The organism is Candidatus Pelagibacter sp. (assembly GCF_052049575.1).
In the GTDB taxonomy this organism is placed as follows: Bacteria; Pseudomonadota; Alphaproteobacteria; order Pelagibacterales; family Pelagibacteraceae; genus Pelagibacter.
The window spans coordinates 59183-82686 of sequence record NZ_JBNGZQ010000002.1; the positions used below are offsets into that span (position 1 = coordinate 59183).

The following is a 23504-nucleotide window of genomic DNA, read 5'->3' on the forward strand; positions in this document are numbered from 1 at the left end:
GCTATTGCATAAAATTTTAAGATAGTTAGAAATTCGTTATGTCACCATCAGAAAAAGTAAAATTTATCTCGAATTGGATCAAAACATACGTTGATCTAATGCCAAACAAGGCACAATCATTAGTTATTGGAATATCTGGTGGTATAGACTCATCTGTTTCAAGCACTCTGAGTGCGATGACAGGGATTAAAACTATTGTTTTAACAATGCCGATTAAACAAAAAGAAAATCAACATGATCTTAGTTTGAAGCACCAACAATGGCTGGTAAAAAATTTTAAAAATGTTGAAGCGCATACTTTAAGTTTAGATAAACTTTTTGAAACGTTTTCAACAACTCTAAATAAATTTGATAATGAGCATGGTTTTGCTAACTCTAGAGCTAGACTAAGAATGACTACTCTTTACCAAGTTGCAGCAGCAAATAAAGGTATTGTAGTTGGAACAGGAAATAAAGTAGAGGATTTTGGAGTAGGTTTTTATACAAAATATGGAGATGGTGGTGTTGATATATCTCCTATAGCAGATTGTAATAAAACCGAAGTATGGGAACTTGGTAAAGAATTAGGTATATTAAAAGAAATTATTGACGCTCAACCAACTGACGGATTATGGGATGATGGAAGAACAGATGAAGGTCAGTTAGGATTTAATTATTCAGAACTTGAAGACGCAATGGGCAACCCAAATTCGCCTCACAGAGAACAATACGAAAAAATTCGAAATCAAAACTTGCATAAAATGGAGCCAATTCCAGTTTGCAAGATTCCTAGTTAATCAATTAGATTAACAAATCATTAAATAAGGTATATTTCTTAATCAGCTAATATGGATATTTTTTTAACAAATAATTTGAGTAATAAAAAAGAATACTTTGTTCCAAAAGAAAAAAAAAATGTTGGAATGTACGTTTGCGGACCTACAGTTTATGATGATCCTCATATAGGAAATGCAAGACCCTTAGTAATTTTTGATATTTTATTTAAATTATTAAAAAACGAATTTCCCTCAGTAACATATGTGAGAAATATAACTGACATTGATGATAAAATAATTAAATCCTCACAAGAGCAAAAAATTTCTACTAAAGAACTCACAGAAAAAGTAACTTCAAGTTTTTTTAAAGATTGTGAGTTTTTAAATTGTGAAAATCCTACTCATCAGCCAAAAGCGACAGAACATATTGAGCTAATGATTGAAATGATAAATGATTTAATCAAAAAAGGATTTGCGTATGAAAATAAAAAGCATGTTTATTTTGAGGTCAAAAAATTTCCTGATTACGGAAAATTATCAAATAAAAATTTAGAGGATTTAATTGCTGGATCTAGAGTAGAAATCAGTGAAAATAAAAAAAATTCTGAAGATTTTGTTCTGTGGAAACCATCAAATAATGATGAACCTGCTTGGGATTCACCCTGGGGCAAAGGTAGACCAGGATGGCATTTAGAGTGTTCAGCTATGTCAAAAAAATTCTTAGGTAATGAATTTGATATTCATGGTGGAGGTATAGATCTTATTTTTCCTCATCATGAAAATGAAATAGCCCAATCCAGATGTGCTAATGATACAAAAGTTTTTGCAAATTACTGGGTGCATAATGCTTTTATCACTATGTCTAATGAAAAAATGGCTAAGTCACAAGGCAACATTCTAAAAATAAAAGATTTTAGAAATAAGATTAGTGGCCAAGTAATCAGATTGGCTTTAATGAGTGCACACTATAAGCAACCATTAGATTGGAACGACAAATTATTAAGTAATTGTGAAAGTACTTTAGATAAGTGGTATAAAGTATATTCATCCGATCTTAAATCTGTCAAAGTTTCAGATGAAATTCTAAAACCACTTTATGACGATTTGAACACACCTGGATACATAGCCAACCTTCACAAGTTATTCGAAAAAGCTAGCAAAGGTGAAAATACAGATTTATTTGTTTCGGCATGCAAATTTATTGGTTTGATGAATGAAACTGGCGAGCAATGGAATGAATTTAAAAAGAAAAGAGTATCTATAACCGAGTCTGAAATTGAAAATATGCTTAGTTTAAGAGACAAAGCTAGAGAAAATAAAAACTATAAAGAAGCTGATAGAATTAGAGATGAGCTCTTGGACAAAGGTGTTTTAATAGAAGATAAAGATGGTAAAACACTCTGGAAATTTAAATGAGCAAAGAAAGATTATTCATATTTGATACAACTTTAAGAGATGGAGCTCAAACGCAAGGAGTCGATTTTTCTTTGGAAGACAAAGAAAAAATTGCTTTAGCTTTGGACAATTTGGGTGTGGATTACATTGAAGCAGGTTGGCCTGGAGCTAACCCAACCGATACAGAATTTTTTCAAAAGAAACACGATTTTAAAAATTCAAAACTAACATCATTTGGAATGACAAAAAGGTCTGGACGAAGCGCAGAAAATGACACTGGTTTATCTGCACTTATGAACTCTAATACCTCTGCAGTATGTTTAGTTGGTAAGTCTTGGGATTTTCATGTCGATGTTGCCTTAGGAATAACAAATGAAGAAAATTTAGATAATATTTCTGAGAGCGCAAAACATTTTGTTAAAGCAAAAAAAGAATTCATGTTCGATGCAGAACATTTTTTTGATGGTTATAAAGCAAATCCAAAATATGCACTCTCATGTATTAAAGCCGCTTATGACCAAGGTGCAAGGTGGGTGATATTATGTGATACGAATGGAGGTACACTTCCACATGAAGTTACACAGATAGTTCGTGAGGTTACAAAAGTGGTACCAGGAAAAAACTTGGGAATTCACGCACATAATGATACCGGTAATGCGGTTGCTAATTCATTAGCAGCAGTATTGTCTGGTGTTCGACAAATTCAAGGTACAATAAATGGATTAGGTGAAAGATGTGGAAATGCAAATTTAATGTCATTAATACCAACATTTTTTTTAAAGAAAGATTTTTCATCTCAATTTGAAATTGGAATCAAATCAAAAAATATTAAAAATCTAACCGATTGTTCAAGACTTTTAGATGAAATTTTAAATAGAAAACCTAACCAACATTTACCATATGTGGGCGCAGCAGCTTTTTCACATAAAGGAGGATTGCATGTATCTGCTGTACAAAAAGATCCAAAAACTTATGAACATATCAATCCTGAAGAAGTTGGTAACACTAGAAATATTGTTGTCTCTGATCAATCAGGAAAATCAAATATTATCTCTAGATTAAAGAGTATCAAAATTGATATTCAAGAAAATGATCCAAAAATTAAAAAATTATTAGATGAAGTAAAAGACAGAGAATTCATTGGTTATAGTTATGATGGTGCCGATGCATCATTTGAATTATTAGCTAGAAGAATAATTGGAGAAATACCAAGATATATTTCTATTAATGAATATGACGTTTCAGTGAAAAAAAATAATTCTGGCGAAATAGTTTCTTCTGCAAAAGCTCAATTAGAAGTTGATGGAGAAAAGATTATGTGTGAAGGAGAAGGGAATGGTCCAGTAAATGCTTTAGATAATGCCATCAGACAAAACGTTGATAAACTATCAAAATACTCAAAATATTTAAAAGATTTAAAATTAGTAGACTATAAAGTAAGAATTTTAAATACAGGAACTGAAGCTGTTACAAGAGTTTCAATTGAAAGCACAGACTCCCAAGGAAAAAATTGGTTTACTATTGGTGTCTCAACAAACATTATCGAAGCTTCGTTCAAAGCATTAATTGATAGTTTGGATTATAAATTATTTAAAGATAATGCGCCTGCAAGTAAATAAATGATTAAAAATAACATCTCATTTATTCTTCATAAACCTCAATTATCAGAAAATATTGGTGCTTGCGCCAGAGCAATAAAAAACTTTGATTTTAATAAATTGATTTTGGTAAACCCAAAACCTACTTTTCCAAATGATAAAGTTCTTGCTACATCGGTTGGAGCTAAAGATATTGTCAAACAAAGTAAAAATTATGATAATTTAGAAGATGCAATAAGCAAAATTGATGTTGTTATTGCCACTTCTGCGAGATTTAGAAATAAAAATGTCAAACATATAAACTTAGATGATTTAAAAAAGATAAATTTTAAAAAGAAAATTGGTTTTTTGTTTGGTTCGGAGGCGTCAGGTTTATCAAATGATGAAATCAGTTATGCTAATTATACTTTACAAATACCTACTAACCCTGATTTTAAATCTTTGAATTTATCTCATAGTCTGATTATTATTGCTCAATACGTATCTAGCCTAATCAAACTAAAAAATACTCCATTTAAAAGATCAAAAAAAATCAAATCAGCTGATAAAAAAGAAATTCAATCAATGTTAAGTCTTTGCATCAAAAATTTAGATGAAATAAATTTTTTTAGACCCAAGGAAAAGAGACCCAAAATGCTTGAGAACCTCAGAAATATTTTTTATAAAATGGATTTATCAGATAAAGAAACACGTATATTATCAGGTGTATTTGCTAGTTTAGGTAAAAAACGTTGATTGACAAAAAATAGAGTAAGTTTATAAGACCCAATACCAAATGACAAAAAGAATTAACTCTAAACATAAAGTTGATAGAAGACTAAAGGTTAACCTGTGGGGTAGACCTAAAAGCCCATTCAACAAAAGAGCGTACGGACCAGGTCAGCATGGTCAAACTAAACAAGGTAAACCTTCAGACTATGGTATTCAATTACAAGCAAAACAAAAACTTAAAGCTTATTATGGAAACATTAATGAAAGACAGTTTAGAAATATTTATAAAAAGGCCTCTATGCTTAAAGGAGATACTAGTGAAAATTTGATAGGTCTTTTAGAAAGAAGACTAGATGCGGTAATTTATAGAGCAAAGTTTGCAACAACTATATTTTCTGCAAGACAACTTATTAATCATGGACACGTTAAAGTAAATGGTAAAAAAGTGAATATTTCTAGCTATTTAGTTAGAGAAGAAGATACTATAGAAATAAGAGATAAGTCTAAACAACTTGCAATCATTGATATCGCTTTAGCTAGTAAAGAAAGAGAAACGCCAGAATATATTCAATTAGATCAAAAAAATAAAAAATTTAAGTTTATTAGAGTTCCAAAATTTGAGGAAGTTCCATATCCAATAGTAATGGAACCCAATTTAGTAATTGAATATTACTCTAGATAACAAATTGATTAAAAGAACATCCAAAAGTCATATCCAATCAATTCTTTCAGAAAAAACAAATTGGAAGATTTTAGATATTGGTTGTGGATATTCTGCTAATCAGTTTGCTACAACAATTTGTGATGTTCAAGATTTATCAGAATTCTATAAAGAAAAAAATTTTATAAAACTTGAGAATAAAAGTTTACCATTTCAAGATAACGAATTTGATTTTGTAATTGCAAGTCATGTATTAGAACATGTAGAAGATTTTAAATTTTTCATAAAAGAATTAGAAAGAGTTTCTAATAAAGGTTACATAGAATTACCTACTAAGTTAGAAGATAATTTAGTATTTGAAAACAAAAAAGACCATTTATGGCACATGGATTTTAATGATGTTGATTCTAAATTGATTATTTCTGATAAATTACAGTTCGTAGAGCCTATATTAACTGTATCTGCAGCTCATAAATTTAGAAAAAATTTTAAAAGTAGCTTCATCATAGAACTTTATTGGGAAAATAAGATTGATTATGACTATAAAAATGATGAAGAAAGTTACGAAAAATTTAGCTTATTAACTTTATTAAGAAAATTTTTCTCAAAAAAAATAAGATCTATTTTTAGTTAATCTTTTTTTGAGCTAATACCTTTATCCTGGAGTATCTTTTTTAATTCTCCATTTTCGTACATTTCTTTAACAATATCACAGCCTCCAACAAATTCTTTTTTTATGTAAAGCTGAGGTATTGTTGGCCAATCACTAAAAACTTTTATTCCTTCCCTAATTGATTGATCTTCAAGAACATTCACACCTTTATAGTTTACCTCTAAAATTTTTAGGATATTAGATACTGCCATTGAAAATCCACACTGAGGGGCATCTGGAGTTCCTTTCATAAACAAACAAACATCATTATTTTCAATATGTTTTTCAATTACATTTTTTATTTTTTCTTCCATTATTGTTCCTTCGTTTTAATAGCTAGGGCATGTAACTCATTACCCATTCTGCCTTTTAATGAATTATAGACCATTTTGTGTTGTTCAATTTTACTTTTTCCAACAAATTGAGATGATGTAACAGTAGCAGAATAATGATTACCATCACCAGCTAAATCCTGTATTTCAATTGAAGCATCTGGCATCGCTTCTTTAATAAACTTTTCAATCTCTTTTAAATCCATTGCCATAATTATTCCATATAACTCTCAAGCCAATTAGTATTATATGATTTTAATTCGTCAATTGTTAGTTTCGTCTTTTGATCAATTATCATATCTTTGTCAATGATTTTACCTATTTCATCATAATGCACAGAATTTTTGTCTAAAATTTTGGAAACTTCGTTGAAATCTTTTGGATTAATTTCAATTAAATATCTTCCTTGATCTTCAGCAAAAAAGTATTCAATTTCATTAATCAAAAATTTTGGTTTTTTGATTTGTATACCTTTTTTACCTTTTAAACACATTTTGCTTATCGCTGTGATTATTCCACCAAGAGACACATCATGGGCACTTTTAATGAAATTTTTCTCAATTAAATTTAGTAAAGTCAGACCATTATTTTTTTCATTAAATAAATTTACTTCTGGTGGGGGTCCATTATTTTCATTTAAAATTATTCTTGATAATAAACTTTGATCTATATGACCCTCTGTTTTACCAATCACTAATACGATATTGTCGATTTCCTTAAAATCCATTGTGATCATTTTTTTGTAATCTTTAATTAAACCCACGCCTCCTATCGTAGGAGTTGGTTTAATTCCGATGTCTTTAGTTTCGTTGTAAAAAGATACATTTCCTGAGACAACGGGATAATCTAAATACTTACATGATTCACTGATACCTTGAACACATTCGACAAACTCACCCATATTTTCTTCTTTTTCTGGGCTTCCAAAATTTAAACAATTCGTAACTGCTATAGGTTTAGCACCTACTGAGATTAAATTTCTCCAAGTTTCACAAACGACTTGCTTCCCCCCTGTGAGTGGATGTGCCCAACAATAAGTTGCAGATGAGTCAACTGTAGCAGCTATAGCTTTATCTGATTTATGAACTCTTACTACACCAGAGTCTCCACCAGGTTTTTGTATAGTATCACCCATTACGGTGTGATCATATTGTTGCCAAATCCATTCTTTGCTACAAACATTTGGGCTGGATAAGATTTTTTTTAACGTATCTTTGATTTTTAGATTTTTAAATATTGTTTTATTTATTTTATTTTTTTTTGGTAATTTTGATTTTTTCCATTTTCGATCATACATCGGTGAGTTTTCAACCAATGTATTTATTGGAATATTAGCTACTTGTTTGTTATCAAAAAATAATTCGATATTCTTTGTGTTGGTTGTTTTTCCAATTACCGCGAAATCTAAATTCCATTTATCAAATATTTTTTTTGCTATTTCCTCTTTACCACTTTCAAGAACTATAAGCATTCGTTCTTGGCTTTCTGATAACATAATTTCGTAAGGGGTCATTTTGGTTTCTCTACATGGAACTTTGTTTAAGTTAATTTCAATACCTAAATTTCCCTTTGATGCCATTTCAATACTTGAAGAGGTTAGTCCTGCAGCTCCCATATCTTGAATCGCAATAATTGAGTCTCCTGACATTAATTCTAAACATGCCTCTAATAAAAGTTTTTCAGTAAAAGGATCTCCAACTTGTACAGTTGGTTTTTTTTCTTCGATTTTTTCATCAAAACTTGCAGAGGCCATACTTGCACCGTGAATTCCATCTCTACCGGTTTTTGATCCAACATATATAACTGGTTTATTCAAACCAGCTGCCTTTGAGTAAAATATCTTATCTTTTTTAACTAATCCTAAAGTCATCGCGTTTACTAAAATATTTCCATTGTATGATCTATCAAATGATGTTTGTCCTGCTATTGTAGGTACTCCCATGCAGTTTCCATAACCACCAATTCCATGAACAACTCCTCTTAATAAATTTTTTGTTTTTTTGTGTTGAGTTGAACCAAAATGTATTGAATTTAAGTTAGCAATGGGTCTTGCACCCATTGTAAAAACATCTCGCATAATTCCACCAACTCCTGTAGCGGCTCCCTGATAAGGCTCAATAAATGATGGATGATTGTGACTTTCAATTTTAAAAACTATTGCATCTCCATCTTCAATATCAATAACTCCAGCATTTTCCCCTGGTCCTTGAATTACTTTTTTTCCTTTAGTATGTAATTTTTTTAAATGAATTCGCGAAGATTTATAGGAGCAATGTTCATTCCACATTGCAGAAAATATACCTAACTCAGTAATATTAGGTGTTCTTTTTAATAATTTACAAATCTTTTTATATTCATCTGATTTTAAACCATGTTCAATTGCAATTTTCTCGTTAACAAGCATTATTTAATATTATTTAAAAGATTTTTAAAAAAGATTGATCCATCTTCCCCAGATAAACTTTCATCTATCATTCTCTCAGGATGAGGCATCATACCTAAAACGTTTTTTTCTTTATTAAAAATACCTGCAATATTTTTTATTGAACCATTAGGATTTATTTGATCATTTGTATTGCCATTTTGATCACAATAATAAATGGCTACTTGATTGTTATCTTCAATCTCTTTTAGTTGATCGTTGGTACAAAAATAATTTCCCTCATTATGGGCTATGTGAAACTCCAAAACCTTTTTATCAAGATTTTTGAAAAAGGTGTTTTCTTTATTATCTACTTTTACGTGAACATTTTTACAAATAAACTGAAGGTACTTATTTCTCAATAAAACTCCTGGCACCAATCCAGCCTCAACCAAAATTTGAAAACCATTACAAATTCCCATTACCAGTCCACCAGATTTTGCAAAATTAATTACTGAATTCATTATTTTTGACTTTGAGGCCATGCTGCCACAACGTAAATAGTCACCATAAGAGAAACCACCAGGCAAAACAATTAAATCACTTTTGGGCAATTCTTGATCATTATGCCAAACCATTTTGTTTTTAAATCCAAATTTTGTAAGAGCCACATCCATGTCTCGATCACAATTTGAACCAGGGAAGGTTATAACCGATGATTTCATTAATTATTGTGTCTCAATAATTTTGTAGTTTTCAATAACAAGATTAGCTAAAAGTTTTTTACACATATCTTCCACAAGGTCTTTAGCTTTTTTGGGATCATTTTCTTTAACATCAATTTCAAAATATTTTCCTTGTCTAACTTCATTGACAGAATTAAAACCCATACCATCTAATGTTTCATGGATTACTTTTCCTTGTGGATCTAAAACATCCTTTTTTAAAGTTATTACTGCAGAAACTTTCATTTTCGCTTCTTTTTAATTGAGGATAGTTTAGTTACATTCACTGCAGAAACATTCGATTGCTCATGTAGAATTCCAAGTCTTTTGGCAACTTCGGTATACGCAGGTAATAAATCTCCTAAATCTTTTCTAAATCTATCTTTATCAAGTTTTTTGTCAGTTGCAGAGTCCCACAATCTACAAGTATCAGGGCTTATTTCATCAGCTAAAATTATTTCTTTTCTTCCATCAATTTTAGTTCTTCCAAATTCTAATTTAAAATCAATTAATTTTATTCCTACACCTCTAAACATTCCAATCATAAAATCATTTATTCTAAAAATTGTTTTTTTTATCTTTTCAATTTCTTTTTTATTTGCCCAATCAAATGCGTAAATATGATCCTCTGAAATTAAAGGATCACCAAGTTTGTCATCTTTTAAACAGTATTCAATTAAAGGTTCTTTCAGTACAGTTCCATCTTCTATTCCAAGTCTTTTAGTTAAAGATCCTGTTGCCACATTACGAATAACAAATTCAATTGGAATTATTTCTACAAATTTAATTAATTGTTCTCTCATATTTAGTCGTTTGACTAAATGATTTTCAATACCAATTTGAGATAAATTTGTAAGTATATGTTCAGAAATTCTATTATTTAAAACTCCTTTACCCTCAATAGTAGTTCTTTTTTCATTATTAAATGCTGTAGCGTCATCTTTAAAGTATTGGATTACTAAATTTTTATCTGAGGTTGAATAAATTATCTTGGCTTTTCCCTCGTAAAGTTTTTTACCTTTTTTCATTATTTGAAAACTCGCCTAAAAATTAAGTTTACATTTTTAAAGTGTTTTGAATAACTAAAGATAGACTTTAATTTTTTGATTGAAATTTTACTCATTATTAACCTGTCAGACTGAATAACATTAAACAAATCTAAATTTTCAGCAAAACATTTTTTTGCATATCCTTGAACTAACTTATAGGATTTTTCTCTTGAGATACCAGTTTTTGTTAGTTCTAGCATCACTTCTTGTGAAAAAATTAGCCCTTTAGTAAGATTTAGATTTTCTAACATTTTTTTTGGATAAACAATCATATTATCTAAAACACCCGCTAATCTTGCAAGCGCAAAATCTAAAGTGATATTTGCATCAGGACCAATATTTCTCTCTACACTCGAATGTGAAATATCTCTCTCATGCCAAAGTGCAATATTTTCAAGCGCAGGTACAACAGAACTTCTTATCATTCTTGCTAGTCCTGTTAAATTTTCACTCAAAATTGGATTTTTTTTATGGGGCATTGCAGATGAACCCTTTTGACTTTTAGAAAAGTATTCTTGCAATTCATAAACTTCTGATTTTTGTAAATGTCTTATTTCTATAGCAACTCTCTCTATACTTCCTGCAATGATGCCTAGAACTGAAAAATAAAATGCATGTCGATCTCTTGGGATTATTTGAGTAGAGATTGGTTCAACTTTTAATCCAAGTTTTTTTGCAACATGTTTTTCAACATTAGGGTTGACATTTGCAAATGTTCCAACTGCTCCAGAAATTGCACAAGTTGATATTTGATCTATAGCATAAACTAATCTTTCTCTATTTCTTTTAAACTCCTCATAAAAAGAAGCTAATTTTAATCCAAATGTAATTGGCTCAGCATGAATTCCATGACTTCGACCTATACAAGGAGTAAATTTATATTTTCTAGCTTGTTTTTTTAATACTTTTAAAATTTGATCTATGTCTTTTAAGATAATTTTACCTGACTGAACTAATTGGATATTAAAACTTGTATCTACTACATCAGATGAAGTCATGCCAAGATGGAGGTATCTAGCTTTAATTCCTGCCTTTTCAGTTACGGAGGTTAAAAAAGCAATTACATCATGTTTAACTTTACTTTCAATTTGATGAATTCTTTTTACGTTTATTCTAGCTTTTTTCCTAACTATTGACGAGACACCTTTTGGAATTTGACCAAGTTTTTCCATTGCTTGAGCTGCAGCAATTTCAACATCCAACCATATTTTGTATTTATTTTCCTCAGACCAAATATCTGTTAATTCTTTTCGAGAGTATCTTTTAATCATTAATTATAAGTATGGGGGCTTTGAATAACCTTTAGCAGATTCTGTAAATATTTCATAACCATTTTCAGTAATTCCAACAGTATGCTCAAATTGTGCAGATAAAGATTTGTCTTTTGTAACTGCAGTCCATCCATCATTAAGCATTTTTACATTAAATTTTCCTGCATTTATCATGGGCTCAATTGTGAATGTCATCCCTGGTTTTATTACGCTGCCAGTGTTTTTTTCACCGTAATGTAAAATGTTTGGTGGTTCGTGAAATAATGTACCAACGCCATGGCCACAAAAATCTTTTACAACTGAAAAACCTTTGCTCTCAATATATGATTGAATTTCATACCCTATATCTCCTAGTTTTATGCCTGGTTTTAAAATCTTAATTGCTTTCATCATAGATTCATATGTTGCATCAATTAAATTATTAAGTTTGACTGGTGTTTTTCCTATACAAAACATACGACTAGTATCTCCATGATGATTATCTACAATTGCGGTTACGTCAACATTGAGCGCATCACCTTCAACTAAAATTCTATCTTCTGATGGAACACCATGACACACAACATGATTTAAAGATGTACATAAAGACTTTGTGAAACCCCGATAATATAATGGAGCAGAATGACCACCATTATCTTTTATAAACTCATAGCCAAGCTTATCAATATAAGCTGTTGAAACACCTTCTTTAATATTTTCAGTCAGCATATCTAAAGTTTGTGCAGCTAATTTTCCTGCAATCCTCATTTTTTCAAATTTTTCAGTGTAATTAATCATCAATAATTTTTATTTTTTTTTCGATATAAATTTTTTTTGAACTAATTTTACATCTATAAGCCAAAAAGTTTACTCCTGCTTTTTTAGCTATTAAATAATTTTCATAGTACTTACTATCAATATCTTTTGCTATTTTAAAGTACTCCATATTTTGTATTTGTACTAAAAATATTAAGTAAGATTTATAGCCTTTCTTTATGGCATCAATAAGGGTAAGTAAATGTTTTGATCCCCTAGTAGTAATCGCATCAGGAAACTCAGCAATTTTTTTGTCCCTAAATAGAGTTACATTTTTTACTTCTAGGAAACTTTTTTGACCTTTTTTTTCAATTAAAAAGTCAAATCTAGTTTCTTTGTCAAAAAAGACCTCTGAATTTATTTTGTCATTATTTTTTAGCTCTTTAATGAGATTATTATTTAATCCGTGGTAAACAATTTTATTTGCTCTATGAGTATTTACCCCAACTAAATTTTTTTTTACCTTGATAATTTCTAGACCATATTTTAATTTTCTTTTAGGATCATCATGTTTGAATAAATGCACTTCATTTCCCTCGTCTAGCAAACCTTTCATAGATCCAGTATTTGGACAATGTGCAGTTACAATTTCTTTATTTAGATTTACATCAACAAAAAAACGCTTATATCTTTTGATTAATTTGCCTTTTAATAAAGACTTGGTAAATTCCATATTCAAATTATACATATAAAATGAGCAAAAACATAAAAGTAAATGCTGCAATATTAATTATCGGTAACGAAATTCTTTCTGGAAGAACTCAGGACACTAATACAAGTACGTTAGCAACTTGGTTAAACTCTATTGGTGTAAAAGTAAATGAGGTAAGAATAATTCCAGATCAAGAAGATATAATCGTAGAGACACTAAATGTTTTAAGAAAATCTAATAATTATGTTTTTACAACTGGTGGTATTGGCCCAACTCACGACGACATAACTGCTCAATCAGTAGCAAAAGCTTTTGGTCTTAAATATGAGCTTCATAAAGAAGGATATAAGATATTAGAAGCTTATTACCAGCCAGGTGAGTTTAATGAAGGAAGACAAAAAATGATTTGGATGCCAGAAAATGCAAATTTAATTCTTAATCCAACAAGCGGAGCTCCTGGTTTTAGTGTGGAAAATGTTTTTTGTTTACCAGGGGTACCATCAATTATGAAATCAATGTTGGGTGGATTAAAAAACAAGATTGTTGGGGGTGACCCTATTTTAAGTCACACTATAAGTTTAAAAACAGTAGAAAGTGAAATTGCAAACTCATTAACAAAAGTTCAAGATCAAAATAAAGATGTTGAAATTGGTAGTTATCCTTTTTTTCATGCTGGTAAACTTGGTGTCTCAATAGTTATGCGATGTGAAGATCAGTCAAAAATAGATCTATGTAATTCACAAATTCTTGATTTTGTAAAAGAAAAAAAAATTGAAATCGTAGAACGATAAATGCTTTATTTTGCTTACGGAAGTAATCTTCATCATTTTCAAATGAAGAGAAGATGTAAAGATAGTACTTTTATTAAAAAGATTAATCTTAAGGATTTTAGATTAACTTTTAGAAGCAAGTATAGAGCTGCTGATATTGAACCAAAAAAAAATTCCATAGTACCGGGTGGCTTATTTAAAATTTCTAAGAGTGATGAAAAAAAACTTGATGTTTATGAAGATTATCCAATTTTATATAAAAAGTATTATTTCTCATATTACGGAAAGAGAGTTATGACTTATACTATGCTTCAAAAAACCAGTTTTAGATTTCCAACTGAAAGATATTTAAACATTGTAAAACGTGGTTACAAAGATTGCAAACTTGATCAAAAATATTTGGAACAAGCATTATCAAATAAATAAATTTTTTACATATTTGATAACCACATGGTCTCAAAAGGTTTAAGTTTAAGAGACTCATTTAAAGAGTTTATTTTAGGATTAATTATATTTTTCCATTTACTATACTTTTTATTTAATTTTGGATATTGATCTACTGATGAACAATTTGTAATTGATATAATTGTTTGTTTTTTATCTAGACTGATCCTTTTAAAACAAAATAATTTTGATCCTAGATTTATGTTTAATCTTTTAGCATTTGGGTGAAATGCTTTTTGTTTTCTCTTAATTTCTAACAATTTACCAAGATTTTGATAAAAAATACTTTGTTTAGACGTTTTATCACTTAATTTTTTTGTAATATTTTTGTGACTCCATTTATATCTATTAACATCTCTATTATTACCAGTTATCACATACTTGGCTTCATCGTTAGCCTTTCCAAATAAAGAATTGAAATAAACAGCTGGAATACCCTCAAAAGAAATCATTATTGCATGAGCTGCAATATATCGTTCTAAAAAAAATTTCCCATTAGGGTCAGTATCTGATTTTTTTAATGCATCATAAACTGTGATATTTGCTTCATAAACTTTTTTAGATTTATTTTGAACTTTTCTATAAGAAAATTTTGATCCATTTTTTTTTAGTCTTTTAAGAAAATCATTTAATGATTCTTTATTTAATATTCCTTCAGTAGGCCTCATGCCAATACCATCATGTGATGCAATGAAATTTAAATAACTATTCTGGAATTTAGCATTAGGAAGTTTTTTACTCCATTTATTGAGATAAGAACTATTTTCAAATAAAAAAGCATGGATTAATAAGGGTGGAAGAGAAAAATTATAAATCCAGTTAGCTTCATCATTTTTACCAAAATAACTTAAATTTTCTTTTTCTGGCAAATTTGTTTCTGTAATGATTATAGTTTCTACATTTAAGAGATTACTGATAAGTCTCAATAGTTTTACTATTTCATGAGTTTGTTTTAAATTTATACAGTTGGTGCCATTTTTTTTCCAAAGATAAGCAATCGCATCTAATCTAAAAATTGTGACTCCTTTGCTCATGAGGTGAACCATGATTTTAATAAATCTAAGAAGTACTGATGGGTTTTTAAAATCTAAGTCTATTTGATCAGCACTAAAAGTTCGCCATAAATAATCAGATTTATTGAAGATATCTATTTTTTTTAGTAGTTTATGATCTCTTGGTCTTACCACTTTAGATGTATTAAATTTAGAATTAACAGTTAAAAAATAATCCTTACCAGGTCTTTTTTTTTTTAGAAAATTTTTAAACCACAAACCTCTAGCTGATGAGTGATTAATTACAATATCGGCCATCACATGACTAGATTTTGAAATCTTTTTTATATCAGACCAATTACCTATTTTTTTTTCAATTTTGTAATGATCTTTTACAGCAAAACCACTATCACTGCTGGAAGGATAGAAAGGTAAAAAATGAATAGCATTAAAGTATTTATTTAAATTTTTCTTAAAAAAATTTTGAAAAACTTGAATAGAACTTTTTTGATTTGAATTAATGTTATCTCCATAACATATTACTAGTGAAGTTTTTTCTGAAATAGTAAGTTTTTTTTTTAAATTATTTTGATTAAATTTTTTGATTATTTGTAATATTTGATTTTTTAAATAATCAATATCTCTTTCATTCAAAGAGGGTTTGTAAATAGTACTTAGTATAGAACTAATTTTTTTTTGGTTTTTTTGAAATAGCATTAAGAATGTTTTTTATTATCATCATTAACTACTTTTTCAAGCCTTCCAAGAAAATCTGGTATAGCACTTTTTACTCTGCTCCATGTAGGTATAAAAGGAGTATCCATTGGATTTTGGATAAATGCTTCTCCAGCTTTCATTATGTTTATTGCAAATAACTCAACAGCTTTTTCTTCTGTATGCGAGTCTAACTCTAGACCATTCATTGCTGCATCACTTCTATAAATATCAATCAGATCTAAAGCAGATCTATAATATGTTGCTTTCAATGATCTAAATTTTTCTCTACTAAAGGTATTACCTTGAGTAGCTAATTTCTTAATGAATGTTTTAATTATATCTATAGACATTCTGGATAGTCCTTTAGTTTCGTCATCTAAAGATAAAACTTGATGTTTATGATCGTAGGTATCAGCTAAATCAACCTGGCAAATATTTTGTGGCGAGAAACTTCTTTGCATTTCCGATAAAATTCCTACTTCAATTCCCCAATCTGATGAAATTCTTAATTCTGGTAAAACATTTCTTCTAAATGAAAACTCTCCAGCCAAAGGGTATTTAAATGATTTCATAAAGTTTAAGTAATCACTTTTACCAATCGTTTTCTCTAAAGCTGTTAATAACGGAAAAACAAGTAATCTTGCAACTCTACCATTCATTTTGTTATTGGCCACCCTTGGGTAGTACCCCTTACAAAACTCAAAGTTAAAAAGAGGATTTACAACTGGGTAAAAAAGTTTTGCAAGCATTCTCCTATCATAAGTCTTGATATCACAATCATGCAACGCAACCGAACGAGCACTATCCCTTGCAATACACATACCAATGCAATACCAAACATTCCGTCCTTTTCCTAGCTCACTAGGAGCAAGATTATTTTTCTTTAATTCTTGATCAAGTTTTTTTAATCCTGGACCATCATTCCAAAGGATAGAAAAGGGGGTTTTTAATTTTTTAAAAAATTTCCAAGCTTTTTTTGCTTGAGCTTCACTTGCTTTATCTAATCCAATAATTATGTGATCTAAATATTTAGTTTTACTTATTTCATCAATAATTTTTGGTAAAGCTTCTCCCTCCAATTCAGAATAAAGACATGGTAAAATTAATTCCATTTTTCTTTGTTCAGAAAATTTTGATAATTCACTTTCTATGACTGATGTAGACTTAGTCCCAAAGTCATGTAAAGTTGAAATTATTCCATTTTGCGAAAAGTCACCCATGGCGGTTTTTTATCCTAATAGTTCAATTTAAGTAGTGCCGTTTTGATCACATCAGCCCAGCCTTCAGGTGATGGCTTGTTTGAAAATATAAGATTATCAATGTTTATTTGATCTTGAATAAATTGATCATTGAATACTAAACAAGGGATGTCACAACTTTTTAACATATCTAGATCATTATAATTGTCGCCAACTGCAATTGTCTTAATTTTATCCTCAGTTTTTTTTAAAATTTTTATAACTCTATTCATAGATTTAACCTTATTAATATTATCACAAAGGTTTAAAACTCGCCCACCTTCTTGAAGAGTTAATGAATTAGAATTTAAAACTTTTAATAATTCATTTTTTTCATTTTTGTCTCCTTTAAATAAAAAGGGTAAAGTATATTTTCTATTTAAAGCATCTTTGAGTTTTACATCTTTTTGCCCTAATATATTTTCTTGTTCTTTTTTACTCATTTTTGAAATTTGAAAACATTTTTCTTTTAATTTTTCAGGAACTTTATTTTCAAAAATCTTAATTAGTTCTTCTTTCTCTCTGCTAAGAACAAGTTTATCTGGAAAATTAGAGGTAATTAAATTTAATCCATGAATAGATGATCCATTTTCTGATATAAAAGGAAGATTTACTCCAAGCTCTTCATTGAATTTTTCAATTTCTTTTTCTGTTTTGCTAGAATTTGGAATAATAATCACACCTTTATTTACAAGACTTTTTATATAATCTTTAATGCTGTCGAATTGGAAAGTATCTCTATGCAAAAGAGATCCATCTAAATCAGTAAAAATTACAACTGTAAATTTTTTTTTCATTTATTCTATTACTATATATATAGTAGAAAATTTAAAAATTTACTTATTAGACTTGTTCAATTATAAATATTAGCATAAACACTCATGAAATTCATTAATGCCCTCGTGGTGAAATTGGTAGACACAAAGGACTTAAAATCCTTGCCGCTTGCGGAGTGCCAGTTCGAGTCTGGCCGAGGGCACCACTAAAATGAGTAAGATACAAATTATCTCAGATAAGAATAGTAAATCATTAAATATCAAGAAATCATTTATTAAAACGTTAAAAAAAAGTAAATTAAAAAAACCAAATCTTATAATTGTTATTGGTGGCGATGGTTTTATGCTTCAAACTTTAAAAAAGAATAGAAATTCAAAAAAATTTTTTTATGGAATAAATTCTGGAAATTACGGTTTTTTAATGAATAAATATTCATCAAAAAATTTAATCAAAAATTTGTCAAAAGCTAAAATGATTTCAATTTCACCATTAGAAATGACAGTTAGCAATAGAAATAATCAAATTAAAAAACACATAGCAATTAATGAGGTATCAATTTTACGACAAAGCCGTCAAGCAGCATCATTATCAATAAATTATGGATCTAAAAAACTAATTAAAAATTTAGTTTCAGATGGTGTTTTAGTTTCCACGCCTGCTGGAAGCACAGCTTATAATTTATCTGTTCACGGACCTATTTTGGGTCTAAATTCAAAAAAGTTGTCGATCTCACCTATAAGTGCTTTTAGGCCAAGAAGATGGAAAGGCAAAATAGTGAGTGATAGGTTAAAAATTACGATTAAAAATTTTAATCCTAAAAAAAGACCTGTTAGTGCAGTAGCTGATAATATTGAAGTAAGAAATGCTAAAAAAATAATTATTAGAACAAATAAGAATATTAAATTCAATCTTTTGTATGATAAAAATAGAAGTTTACAAAAGAAAATAAAAATAGAACAAATAAGACGAGAGACGTCTTGATTTATAGTAAATTTCAAAATGAAAAAGACTTTTTTATTTATTTTATTTTTCTTAATCTTATTTACCTCAAAATCATTTCCTGATTTACAATTTAAACAATCACTAGATATTTCTGATGATACTGATCATTTAAGAGGAATTTTTATAAAACCAGATGGTACAAAATTATATGTAACTTCTGACACAGCTAGTGATCAATCAGTTTTTGAATATTCTTTAACAACACCTTTTGATATTAGCACTGCAGTAGGTCCTATTGAAACGCAGCTTACAATTCAAGAAGGTGGTAGTTCAGAGATTATGGACAATCCTCATGCTATTGAATTTAAGCCTGATGGAACTAAAATGTTTGTTATTCGAAGTGATGGCACAGAAGATAATACAGTTGCCATAGAACAATTTAATTTAAGTACGCCTTGGGATTCTACTACTATAACATGGAGTGGTAGAACTGACTTGCAGACTGGATGTACTACAAGTATTCAAGCAAGAGGTTTAGACTTTAAACCTGATGGTACCAGAGTATTTATTGGAAATGAAGGTAACGACATAATTGCTCAATACGATTTAACTACACCATGGGATGTAACAAGTATGACCAATCAATTTTGTTCACCCAGTATATCAGGTGATGAGACTAAAATGAGAAATATACAACTTAGTTCAGATGGAAATTTTTTATATGTGGGTGGTAATACGGGAGATGATATAAATAAGTATTCTTTAACAACACCTTATAATATCACCTCCATAAGTCTAGAAACATCTTATTCAATATCTGCTCAAACAGGAGAAATGAGAGGATTTATTTTTTCATCAAATTTTACGAAACTATATGTTACAGGAGATGACGGAAGCAGTTCTGGTGATAATGTAATTTATGAATATGATATTAATTGTGTTGGAACTATAGCTTGTCTTGATGCATCAACAAATACTGATGTAAAGGCTATCATTGAAGCTAATGTAGAGTCTGCTAAACGTATAATTAGAAACAATACACTTCCAATATTTCACAGAACTGAATGGCTTAGAAGACATAAAAATAAAGATAATCTCTCAAACTTTAATACAGAGATAAATTTTACAAATGAAAAAATTGCAAGATTAGTTAGTGCTTTAAAAACGTTTAAAAAAGAAAAAGATAGAACTTATAGTAGTGATGATTGGTTTCAATGGAGTGAAGGCAGAGTGAGCATAGGTGAGAGAAACGCGATAGACTCCTCATCAAGAGATATTCATACTTATGGTATTTCAATTGGTGCTGATAGAATTAAGAATAAAGATAGAGATACAATGTATGGTTATGTTTTCCAATACGGGAATGATAATATTGATATTGGTGGGCAAGGCACAAAATTAGATACTGACTCTTACAGTTTAGCTCTTTATGGAACAAAAATTGGAGAAGATGATTTTTTTACAGATGCGATTATAGGTTTAAGTTTGTTAGATACTGCCCATACAAGAATTACTCATGGAAATATTCTTGAGGGAGACAGGGAAGGACAACAAATATTTGGCTCAATTAACTTTGGTAAAAGATTACATAATGAAAAACTGAATATCAGCCCAGGTATTAAATTAGATTTAGGTTACACAAAATTAAGAGAATTTAGAGAAAAAACCACACTGGGTAATAGTTTGGCTGACGCATTAATTTACAAAGATCAAAATATCAAAACAGCTTTAGCTACAATTGGTTTACTTTTTGATACAGAAAATCAACAAGATGAAAAAACAACCAATCATCATGGAAGACTTGAATATGTTGGAGATTTTAGTCCATCCTCAGATGCAGAATTTTATTATTTGAATAATCAAAGCACGGTCTATAATCATAAAGCAAATAAAAAATCTAAGCATAATTACAGAGTGGGTTATGGTATTGATATAACATCAATAACAGGATGGTCAGTTGTAACTAGTTTTGAGAGATTTGGAGCAAGAGGAAAAGGCTTTTATAATGAGCTTTATCTAATGATAGGATATGTTCCAATTGATGATATGAAATTAACATTTGAGATTGACAATTTAAATGCAACAAGCCTAGGATTTGCTAACAAAATAAATAAATATAATTTTGAAATCAATTCGAATTTTGATCTTTTAAGTGATGAAAAAAATCATCATACCAAGATATTAGTAAGTAATAACTTTTAGTTATTAATTAATATTTTAATGTGAGTATTGTAGAGTGATGGTGCCCCCGCACGGATTCGAACCGCGGACCTATTGATTACAAATCAATTGCTCTACCAGCTGAGCTACAAGGGCATGCGCAATAATTATTAACTATTTATAAATTAATCAACTCTTTTTTTTTAAATAACTTAAGTGATGAAACACAATGGCAGCGCTATTTGAGATATTCAAGCTTTCAACTTTAATATCAATGTCTATCTTTACTAAAAAATCAGCATATTTTGATGTGTGTTGGTGCATACCAGATCCCTCAGAACCAAATAATAGAATATTGTTTCCTTTCCATTCTATTTTTGTGAAATCTTTATCACCATTACCATCAAAACCATAAACCCAAAAATTTTCATCTTTGAGGTTTTTTAAAGTCGAATTAATGTTGGATACCTCAAAAATATTTACATACTCAATTGCTCCACTTGAAGCTTTATACATAAGTTTACTTTCATTTGGATAGTGTCTCTTCTTAATAATAATTCCATCAATATTAAATGATGCTGCACTTCTTATTAAAGCACCAATATTTCTAGGATCAGTTACCCCGTCTAAACAAACTAAAGTGATATTATTTTTATTTTTTATAAATTCTTTAAGAATTGGTTTTTCTAAGTGTTCTATTTCTGCAACATATCCTTGATGTAACAAATTCTCTTTGGTGCTATATTTGTCTAGTTCTTTTTTAGTTTTAAAATAAACCTTTACTTCATTTAAAAGGTCTTTATTCGGGCTTTTTCTGTGTATAATTTTTTTACTTTCCTCTGTTAAAAAAACTCTCAGCACCTTTCTTTTTGGATTTTTGAGAGCCTCGATTACAGCGTGTTGGCCAACTATGAAAAATGATGATTTATTCATAAATAATCCTATGTTTTACACGTTTTTTTGAATATTTTCCCATTAAATCACGTGTTGCATTTGGGTAAATAAAATATATAAAACGCATGTTGTTTGAAGCTTTATTGAACAAGGGGACACTTCCCCTAAGGGAGGGGTTCCAGAGCGGTCAAATGGGGCGGGCTGTAAACCCGTTGACTTCGGTCTTCGAAAGTTCGAATCTTTCCCCCTCCACCATTCAATATATTTTGAACAATACTGGAGTGTTACTCTTGGGGTTGTGCGGGTGTAGTTCAATGGTAGAACGCTAGCCTTCCAAGCTGGATGTAAGGGTTCGATTCCCTTTACCCGCTCCAAGAAAATAAATTTAAATTTGAAAAGTGAGGAAAAAAAGTAATGTCGAAAGAAAAATTTGTAAGAAATAAACCACATTGTAACATCGGTACAATTGGTCATGTCGATCATGGAAAAACAACTTTAACCGCAGCTATTACTAAAGTTTTATCTGAAACTGGTGGTGCGCAAGCTATTGCATATGATCAAATTGATAAAGCTCCAGAGGAAAAGGAGAGGGGTATTACTATATCTACTGCTCACGTAGAATATGAAACTGAAAAAAGACATTATGCTCACGTAGATTGCCCAGGTCACGCTGACTATGTAAAAAATATGATTACAGGTGCAGCACAAATGGATGGTGCAATCCTAGTAGTAAATGCTGCAGATGGACCAATGCCTCAAACAAGAGAACACATTCTTTTAGCAAGACAAGTTGGTGTTCCCGCGATTTGTGTTTACTTAAATAAAGTAGATCAAGTTGATGATAAAGAAATGATAGATCTTGTTGAAGAGGAAATAAGAGAATTATTAACTTCATATAAGTTTCCAGGTGATAAAACTCCTATAGCAAAAGGTTCTGCACTTGCTGCTGTTGAAGGAAGAGATGAAGAAATTGGTAAAAAATCAATTTTAGAATTAATGAAAAATGTTGATGAATTTATTCCTCAACCAGACAGACCAAAAGATAAGGATTTCTTAATGCCGGTAGAAGATGTATTTTCTATCTCTGGAAGAGGTACAGTTGCAACAGGGAGAGTTGAGTCTGGTGTGTTAAAGACTGGTGACGAACTTGAAATAGTTGGTATCAGGGAGACAAAAAAATCAGTTTGCACAGGTGTAGAAATGTTTAGAAAACTTCTAGACTCAGGTGAAGCAGGTGATAACGTTGGTGTGCTTTTAAGAGGAGTAGAAAGAACTGATATTGAGAGAGGACAAGTTCTTTGTAAACCAGGTTCAGTTACGCCACACACAAAGTTTGAAGCTCAGGCTTACGTATTAAAAAAAGAAGAGGGCGGCAGACATACTCCGTTCTTTACTAAGTACAGACCACAATTTTATTTTAGAACTACAGATGTAACAGGTGAAGTTGAATTACCAGCAGGAACAGAAATGGTTATGCCAGGTGATGACGCTAAATTTACAGTTAAATTAATAACTCCTATTGCAATGTCAGAAAAACTTAATTTTGCAATTAGAGAGGGTGGAAGAACTGTAGGTGCTGGAGTTGTAACTAAAATTATAGAGTAAACTCTAT

At 29.8% G+C, this 23504-nt stretch carries 24 protein-coding genes and 4 tRNA genes; 14 read left to right on the forward strand and 14 right to left on the reverse strand.

The genetic code is table 11. The features are described 5' to 3' along the window. The first annotated feature begins 38 nt into the window (after positions 1 to 38). The 6 genes from nadE to ACTT9C_RS03790 are packed head-to-tail and all read left to right on the forward strand — an operon-like array spanning position 39 to position 5754. On the forward strand, positions 39 to 776 hold the full coding sequence (gene nadE / locus ACTT9C_RS03765) for an NAD(+) synthase (protein ID WP_440923178.1): 738 nt from the start codon (positions 39 to 41) through the stop codon (positions 774 to 776). Positions 777 to 827: 51 nt separating this feature from the next. Continuing rightward, positions 828 to 2171 carry a cysteine--tRNA ligase gene (cysS, locus tag ACTT9C_RS03770; RefSeq protein WP_440923179.1) on the forward strand — a complete coding sequence of 448 codons (1344 nt, stop codon included), beginning with the start codon at positions 828 to 830 and terminating at the stop codon, positions 2169 to 2171. After that, positions 2168 to 3769: a citramalate synthase gene (gene cimA / locus ACTT9C_RS03775; protein ID WP_440923180.1), complete on the forward strand. Its 1602-nt coding sequence runs from the start codon at positions 2168 to 2170 to the stop codon at positions 3767 to 3769. The genes cysS and cimA overlap by 4 nt, the downstream gene beginning before the upstream one ends. Then, positions 3770 to 4483 (forward strand): RNA methyltransferase, encoded by a 714-nt coding sequence (locus ACTT9C_RS03780; RefSeq protein WP_440923181.1) that lies wholly within the window; start codon positions 3770 to 3772, stop codon positions 4481 to 4483. It abuts the gene before it with no gap. A 40-nt stretch (positions 4484 to 4523) separates the two neighbouring features. After that, positions 4524 to 5141, forward strand: coding sequence for a 30S ribosomal protein S4 (rpsD, locus tag ACTT9C_RS03785; RefSeq protein WP_440923182.1), 618 nt, complete (start codon positions 4524 to 4526; stop codon positions 5139 to 5141). Further along, positions 5122 to 5754 (forward strand): class I SAM-dependent methyltransferase, encoded by a 633-nt coding sequence (locus ACTT9C_RS03790; protein ID WP_440923183.1) that lies wholly within the window; start codon positions 5122 to 5124, stop codon positions 5752 to 5754. Before rpsD ends, ACTT9C_RS03790 begins: the two co-directional genes overlap by 20 nt. Here the strand turns inward: ACTT9C_RS03790 and grxD are convergent. Genes grxD through sfsA form a run of 9 tightly spaced genes read right to left on the reverse strand, consistent with a single transcriptional unit; the run spans position 5751 to position 12979 of the window. Next, complete coding sequence (gene grxD, locus ACTT9C_RS03795) at positions 5751 to 6086, reverse strand: Grx4 family monothiol glutaredoxin (protein ID WP_440923184.1); 336 nt, start codon at positions 6084 to 6086, stop codon at positions 5751 to 5753. The two genes, ACTT9C_RS03790 and grxD, sit on opposite strands and share 4 nt — an antisense overlap. Next, positions 6086 to 6316: a BolA/IbaG family iron-sulfur metabolism protein gene (locus ACTT9C_RS03800; RefSeq protein ID WP_440923185.1), complete on the reverse strand. Its 231-nt coding sequence runs from the start codon at positions 6314 to 6316 to the stop codon at positions 6086 to 6088. Before ACTT9C_RS03800 ends, grxD begins: the two co-directional genes overlap by 1 nt. A gap of 2 nt (positions 6317 to 6318) precedes the next feature. After that, positions 6319 to 8508 (reverse strand): phosphoribosylformylglycinamidine synthase subunit PurL, encoded by a 2190-nt coding sequence (purL, locus tag ACTT9C_RS03805; protein WP_440923186.1) that lies wholly within the window; start codon positions 8506 to 8508, stop codon positions 6319 to 6321. Beyond that, complete coding sequence (purQ, locus tag ACTT9C_RS03810; protein ID WP_440923187.1) at positions 8508 to 9191, reverse strand: phosphoribosylformylglycinamidine synthase I; 684 nt, start codon at positions 9189 to 9191, stop codon at positions 8508 to 8510. Before purQ ends, purL begins: the two co-directional genes overlap by 1 nt. A gap of 3 nt (positions 9192 to 9194) precedes the next feature. Next, complete coding sequence (gene purS / locus ACTT9C_RS03815) at positions 9195 to 9437, reverse strand: phosphoribosylformylglycinamidine synthase subunit PurS (protein WP_440923188.1); 243 nt, start codon at positions 9435 to 9437, stop codon at positions 9195 to 9197. Then, on the reverse strand, positions 9434 to 10219 hold the full coding sequence (gene purC, locus ACTT9C_RS03820; protein ID WP_085148298.1) for a phosphoribosylaminoimidazolesuccinocarboxamide synthase: 786 nt from the start codon (positions 10217 to 10219) through the stop codon (positions 9434 to 9436). Before purC ends, purS begins: the two co-directional genes overlap by 4 nt. Continuing rightward, positions 10219 to 11511, reverse strand: a complete 1293-nt coding sequence (gene purB / locus ACTT9C_RS03825) for an adenylosuccinate lyase (RefSeq protein WP_440923189.1) — start codon at positions 11509 to 11511, stop codon at positions 10219 to 10221. The genes purC and purB overlap by 1 nt, the downstream gene beginning before the upstream one ends. 3 nt (positions 11512 to 11514) lie before the next feature. Continuing rightward, on the reverse strand, positions 11515 to 12288 hold the full coding sequence (gene map, locus ACTT9C_RS03830; protein ID WP_440923190.1) for a type I methionyl aminopeptidase: 774 nt from the start codon (positions 12286 to 12288) through the stop codon (positions 11515 to 11517). After that, positions 12281 to 12979, reverse strand: a complete 699-nt coding sequence (sfsA, locus tag ACTT9C_RS03835; RefSeq protein ID WP_440923191.1) for a DNA/RNA nuclease SfsA — start codon at positions 12977 to 12979, stop codon at positions 12281 to 12283. Before sfsA ends, map begins: the two co-directional genes overlap by 8 nt. 20 nt (positions 12980 to 12999) lie before the next feature. Here sfsA and ACTT9C_RS03840 point away from each other — a divergent pair, with 20 nt between their 5' ends. After that, complete coding sequence (locus ACTT9C_RS03840) at positions 13000 to 13749, forward strand: competence/damage-inducible protein A (RefSeq protein ID WP_440923192.1); 750 nt, start codon at positions 13000 to 13002, stop codon at positions 13747 to 13749. Then, entirely contained in the window at positions 13750 to 14154 is a 405-nt protein-coding gene (locus tag ACTT9C_RS03845; RefSeq protein WP_440923193.1) for a gamma-glutamylcyclotransferase family protein, read from the forward strand. Between the two features lie 5 nt (positions 14155 to 14159). Here the strand turns inward: ACTT9C_RS03845 and ACTT9C_RS03850 are convergent, their stop codons facing one another. Genes ACTT9C_RS03850 through ACTT9C_RS03860 form a run of 3 tightly spaced genes read right to left on the reverse strand, consistent with a single transcriptional unit; the run spans position 14160 to position 17916 of the window. After that, positions 14160 to 15881, reverse strand: a complete 1722-nt coding sequence (locus tag ACTT9C_RS03850) for an alpha-amylase family glycosyl hydrolase (RefSeq protein WP_440923194.1) — start codon at positions 15879 to 15881, stop codon at positions 14160 to 14162. Next, positions 15881 to 17101: a glycosyl transferase gene (locus tag ACTT9C_RS03855; protein WP_440923195.1), complete on the reverse strand. Its 1221-nt coding sequence runs from the start codon at positions 17099 to 17101 to the stop codon at positions 15881 to 15883. The genes ACTT9C_RS03850 and ACTT9C_RS03855 overlap by 1 nt, the downstream gene beginning before the upstream one ends. Positions 17102 to 17115: 14 nt before the next feature. Then, positions 17116 to 17916 (reverse strand): HAD-IIB family hydrolase, encoded by an 801-nt coding sequence (locus tag ACTT9C_RS03860; protein ID WP_440923196.1) that lies wholly within the window; start codon positions 17914 to 17916, stop codon positions 17116 to 17118. A 99-nt stretch (positions 17917 to 18015) separates the two neighbouring features. Between ACTT9C_RS03860 and ACTT9C_RS03865 the strand changes: the two genes are divergently transcribed. The 3 genes from ACTT9C_RS03865 (at position 18016) to ACTT9C_RS03875 (ending at position 21040) form a co-directional block, all read left to right on the forward strand. Next, positions 18016 to 18101: transfer RNA gene (locus ACTT9C_RS03865), tRNA-Leu, on the forward strand. 5 nt (positions 18102 to 18106) lie between these two features. After that, positions 18107 to 18877, forward strand: coding sequence for an NAD kinase (locus ACTT9C_RS03870; RefSeq protein ID WP_440923197.1), 771 nt, complete (start codon positions 18107 to 18109; stop codon positions 18875 to 18877). Positions 18878 to 18895: 18 nt separating this feature from the next. Next, positions 18896 to 21040, forward strand: coding sequence for an autotransporter domain-containing protein (locus ACTT9C_RS03875; protein WP_440923198.1), 2145 nt, complete (start codon positions 18896 to 18898; stop codon positions 21038 to 21040). Between the two features lie 38 nt (positions 21041 to 21078). Here ACTT9C_RS03875 and ACTT9C_RS03880 read toward each other — a convergent pair. Further along, positions 21079 to 21154: transfer RNA gene (locus tag ACTT9C_RS03880), tRNA-Thr, on the reverse strand. A gap of 33 nt (positions 21155 to 21187) precedes the next feature. Further along, the gene (gene rlmB, locus ACTT9C_RS03885) at positions 21188 to 21931 is read right to left on the reverse strand and encodes a 23S rRNA (guanosine(2251)-2'-O)-methyltransferase RlmB (protein WP_440923199.1); all 744 of its coding nucleotides are present in this window, start codon (positions 21929 to 21931) and stop codon (positions 21188 to 21190) included. A 130-nt stretch (positions 21932 to 22061) separates the two neighbouring features. Here rlmB and ACTT9C_RS03890 point away from each other — a divergent pair. The 3 genes from ACTT9C_RS03890 to tuf all read left to right on the forward strand — a co-directional run bounded on the left by ACTT9C_RS03890 (position 22062) and on the right by tuf (position 23497). Continuing rightward, a tRNA-Tyr gene (locus tag ACTT9C_RS03890) sits at positions 22062 to 22147 on the forward strand. A gap of 45 nt (positions 22148 to 22192) precedes the next feature. Then, positions 22193 to 22266, forward strand: a tRNA-Gly gene (locus ACTT9C_RS03895). Between the two features lie 40 nt (positions 22267 to 22306). Continuing rightward, positions 22307 to 23497 carry an elongation factor Tu gene (tuf, locus tag ACTT9C_RS03900; RefSeq protein ID WP_085148250.1) on the forward strand — a complete coding sequence of 397 codons (1191 nt, stop codon included), beginning with the start codon at positions 22307 to 22309 and terminating at the stop codon, positions 23495 to 23497. Positions 23498 to 23504 lie beyond the last annotated feature (7 nt).

What these genes read in the sequence shown, in the direction of transcription:
- grxD (WP_440923184.1), bottom strand. Translation starts at nt 6,086, where the DNA reads ATGGAAGAAAAAATAAAAAATGTAATTGAAAAACATATTGAAAATAAT.
- tuf (WP_085148250.1), top strand. Translation starts at nt 22,307, where the DNA reads ATGTCGAAAGAAAAATTTGTAAGAAATAAACCACATTGTAACATCGGT.
- ACTT9C_RS03855 (WP_440923195.1), bottom strand. Translation starts at nt 17,101, where the DNA reads ATGGGTGACTTTTCGCAAAATGGAATAATTTCAACTTTACATGACTTT.
- ACTT9C_RS03850 (WP_440923194.1), bottom strand. Translation starts at nt 15,881, where the DNA reads ATGCTATTTCAAAAAAACCAAAAAAAAATTAGTTCTATACTAAGTACT.
- nadE (WP_440923178.1), top strand. Translation starts at nt 39, where the DNA reads ATGTCACCATCAGAAAAAGTAAAATTTATCTCGAATTGGATCAAAACA.
- purB (WP_440923189.1), bottom strand. Translation starts at nt 11,511, where the DNA reads ATGATTAAAAGATACTCTCGAAAAGAATTAACAGATATTTGGTCTGAG.
- rpsD (WP_440923182.1), top strand. Translation starts at nt 4,524, where the DNA reads ATGACAAAAAGAATTAACTCTAAACATAAAGTTGATAGAAGACTAAAG.
- ACTT9C_RS03840 (WP_440923192.1), top strand. Translation starts at nt 13,000, where the DNA reads ATGAGCAAAAACATAAAAGTAAATGCTGCAATATTAATTATCGGTAAC.
- ACTT9C_RS03875 (WP_440923198.1), top strand. Translation starts at nt 18,896, where the DNA reads ATGAAAAAGACTTTTTTATTTATTTTATTTTTCTTAATCTTATTTACC.
- purS (WP_440923188.1), bottom strand. Translation starts at nt 9,437, where the DNA reads ATGAAAGTTTCTGCAGTAATAACTTTAAAAAAGGATGTTTTAGATCCA.
- ACTT9C_RS03870 (WP_440923197.1), top strand. Translation starts at nt 18,107, where the DNA reads ATGAGTAAGATACAAATTATCTCAGATAAGAATAGTAAATCATTAAAT.
- sfsA (WP_440923191.1), bottom strand. Translation starts at nt 12,979, where the DNA reads ATGGAATTTACCAAGTCTTTATTAAAAGGCAAATTAATCAAAAGATAT.
- purL (WP_440923186.1), bottom strand. Translation starts at nt 8,508, where the DNA reads ATGCTTGTTAACGAGAAAATTGCAATTGAACATGGTTTAAAATCAGAT.
- ACTT9C_RS03800 (WP_440923185.1), bottom strand. Translation starts at nt 6,316, where the DNA reads ATGGCAATGGATTTAAAAGAGATTGAAAAGTTTATTAAAGAAGCGATG.
- cysS (WP_440923179.1), top strand. Translation starts at nt 828, where the DNA reads ATGGATATTTTTTTAACAAATAATTTGAGTAATAAAAAAGAATACTTT.
- cimA (WP_440923180.1), top strand. Translation starts at nt 2,168, where the DNA reads ATGAGCAAAGAAAGATTATTCATATTTGATACAACTTTAAGAGATGGA.
- ACTT9C_RS03780 (WP_440923181.1), top strand. Translation starts at nt 3,770, where the DNA reads ATGATTAAAAATAACATCTCATTTATTCTTCATAAACCTCAATTATCA.
- purQ (WP_440923187.1), bottom strand. Translation starts at nt 9,191, where the DNA reads ATGAAATCATCGGTTATAACCTTCCCTGGTTCAAATTGTGATCGAGAC.
- ACTT9C_RS03860 (WP_440923196.1), bottom strand. Translation starts at nt 17,916, where the DNA reads ATGAAAAAAAAATTTACAGTTGTAATTTTTACTGATTTAGATGGATCT.
- rlmB (WP_440923199.1), bottom strand. Translation starts at nt 21,931, where the DNA reads ATGAATAAATCATCATTTTTCATAGTTGGCCAACACGCTGTAATCGAG.
- ACTT9C_RS03845 (WP_440923193.1), top strand. Translation starts at nt 13,750, where the DNA reads ATGCTTTATTTTGCTTACGGAAGTAATCTTCATCATTTTCAAATGAAG.
- purC (WP_085148298.1), bottom strand. Translation starts at nt 10,219, where the DNA reads ATGAAAAAAGGTAAAAAACTTTACGAGGGAAAAGCCAAGATAATTTAT.
- map (WP_440923190.1), bottom strand. Translation starts at nt 12,288, where the DNA reads ATGATTAATTACACTGAAAAATTTGAAAAAATGAGGATTGCAGGAAAA.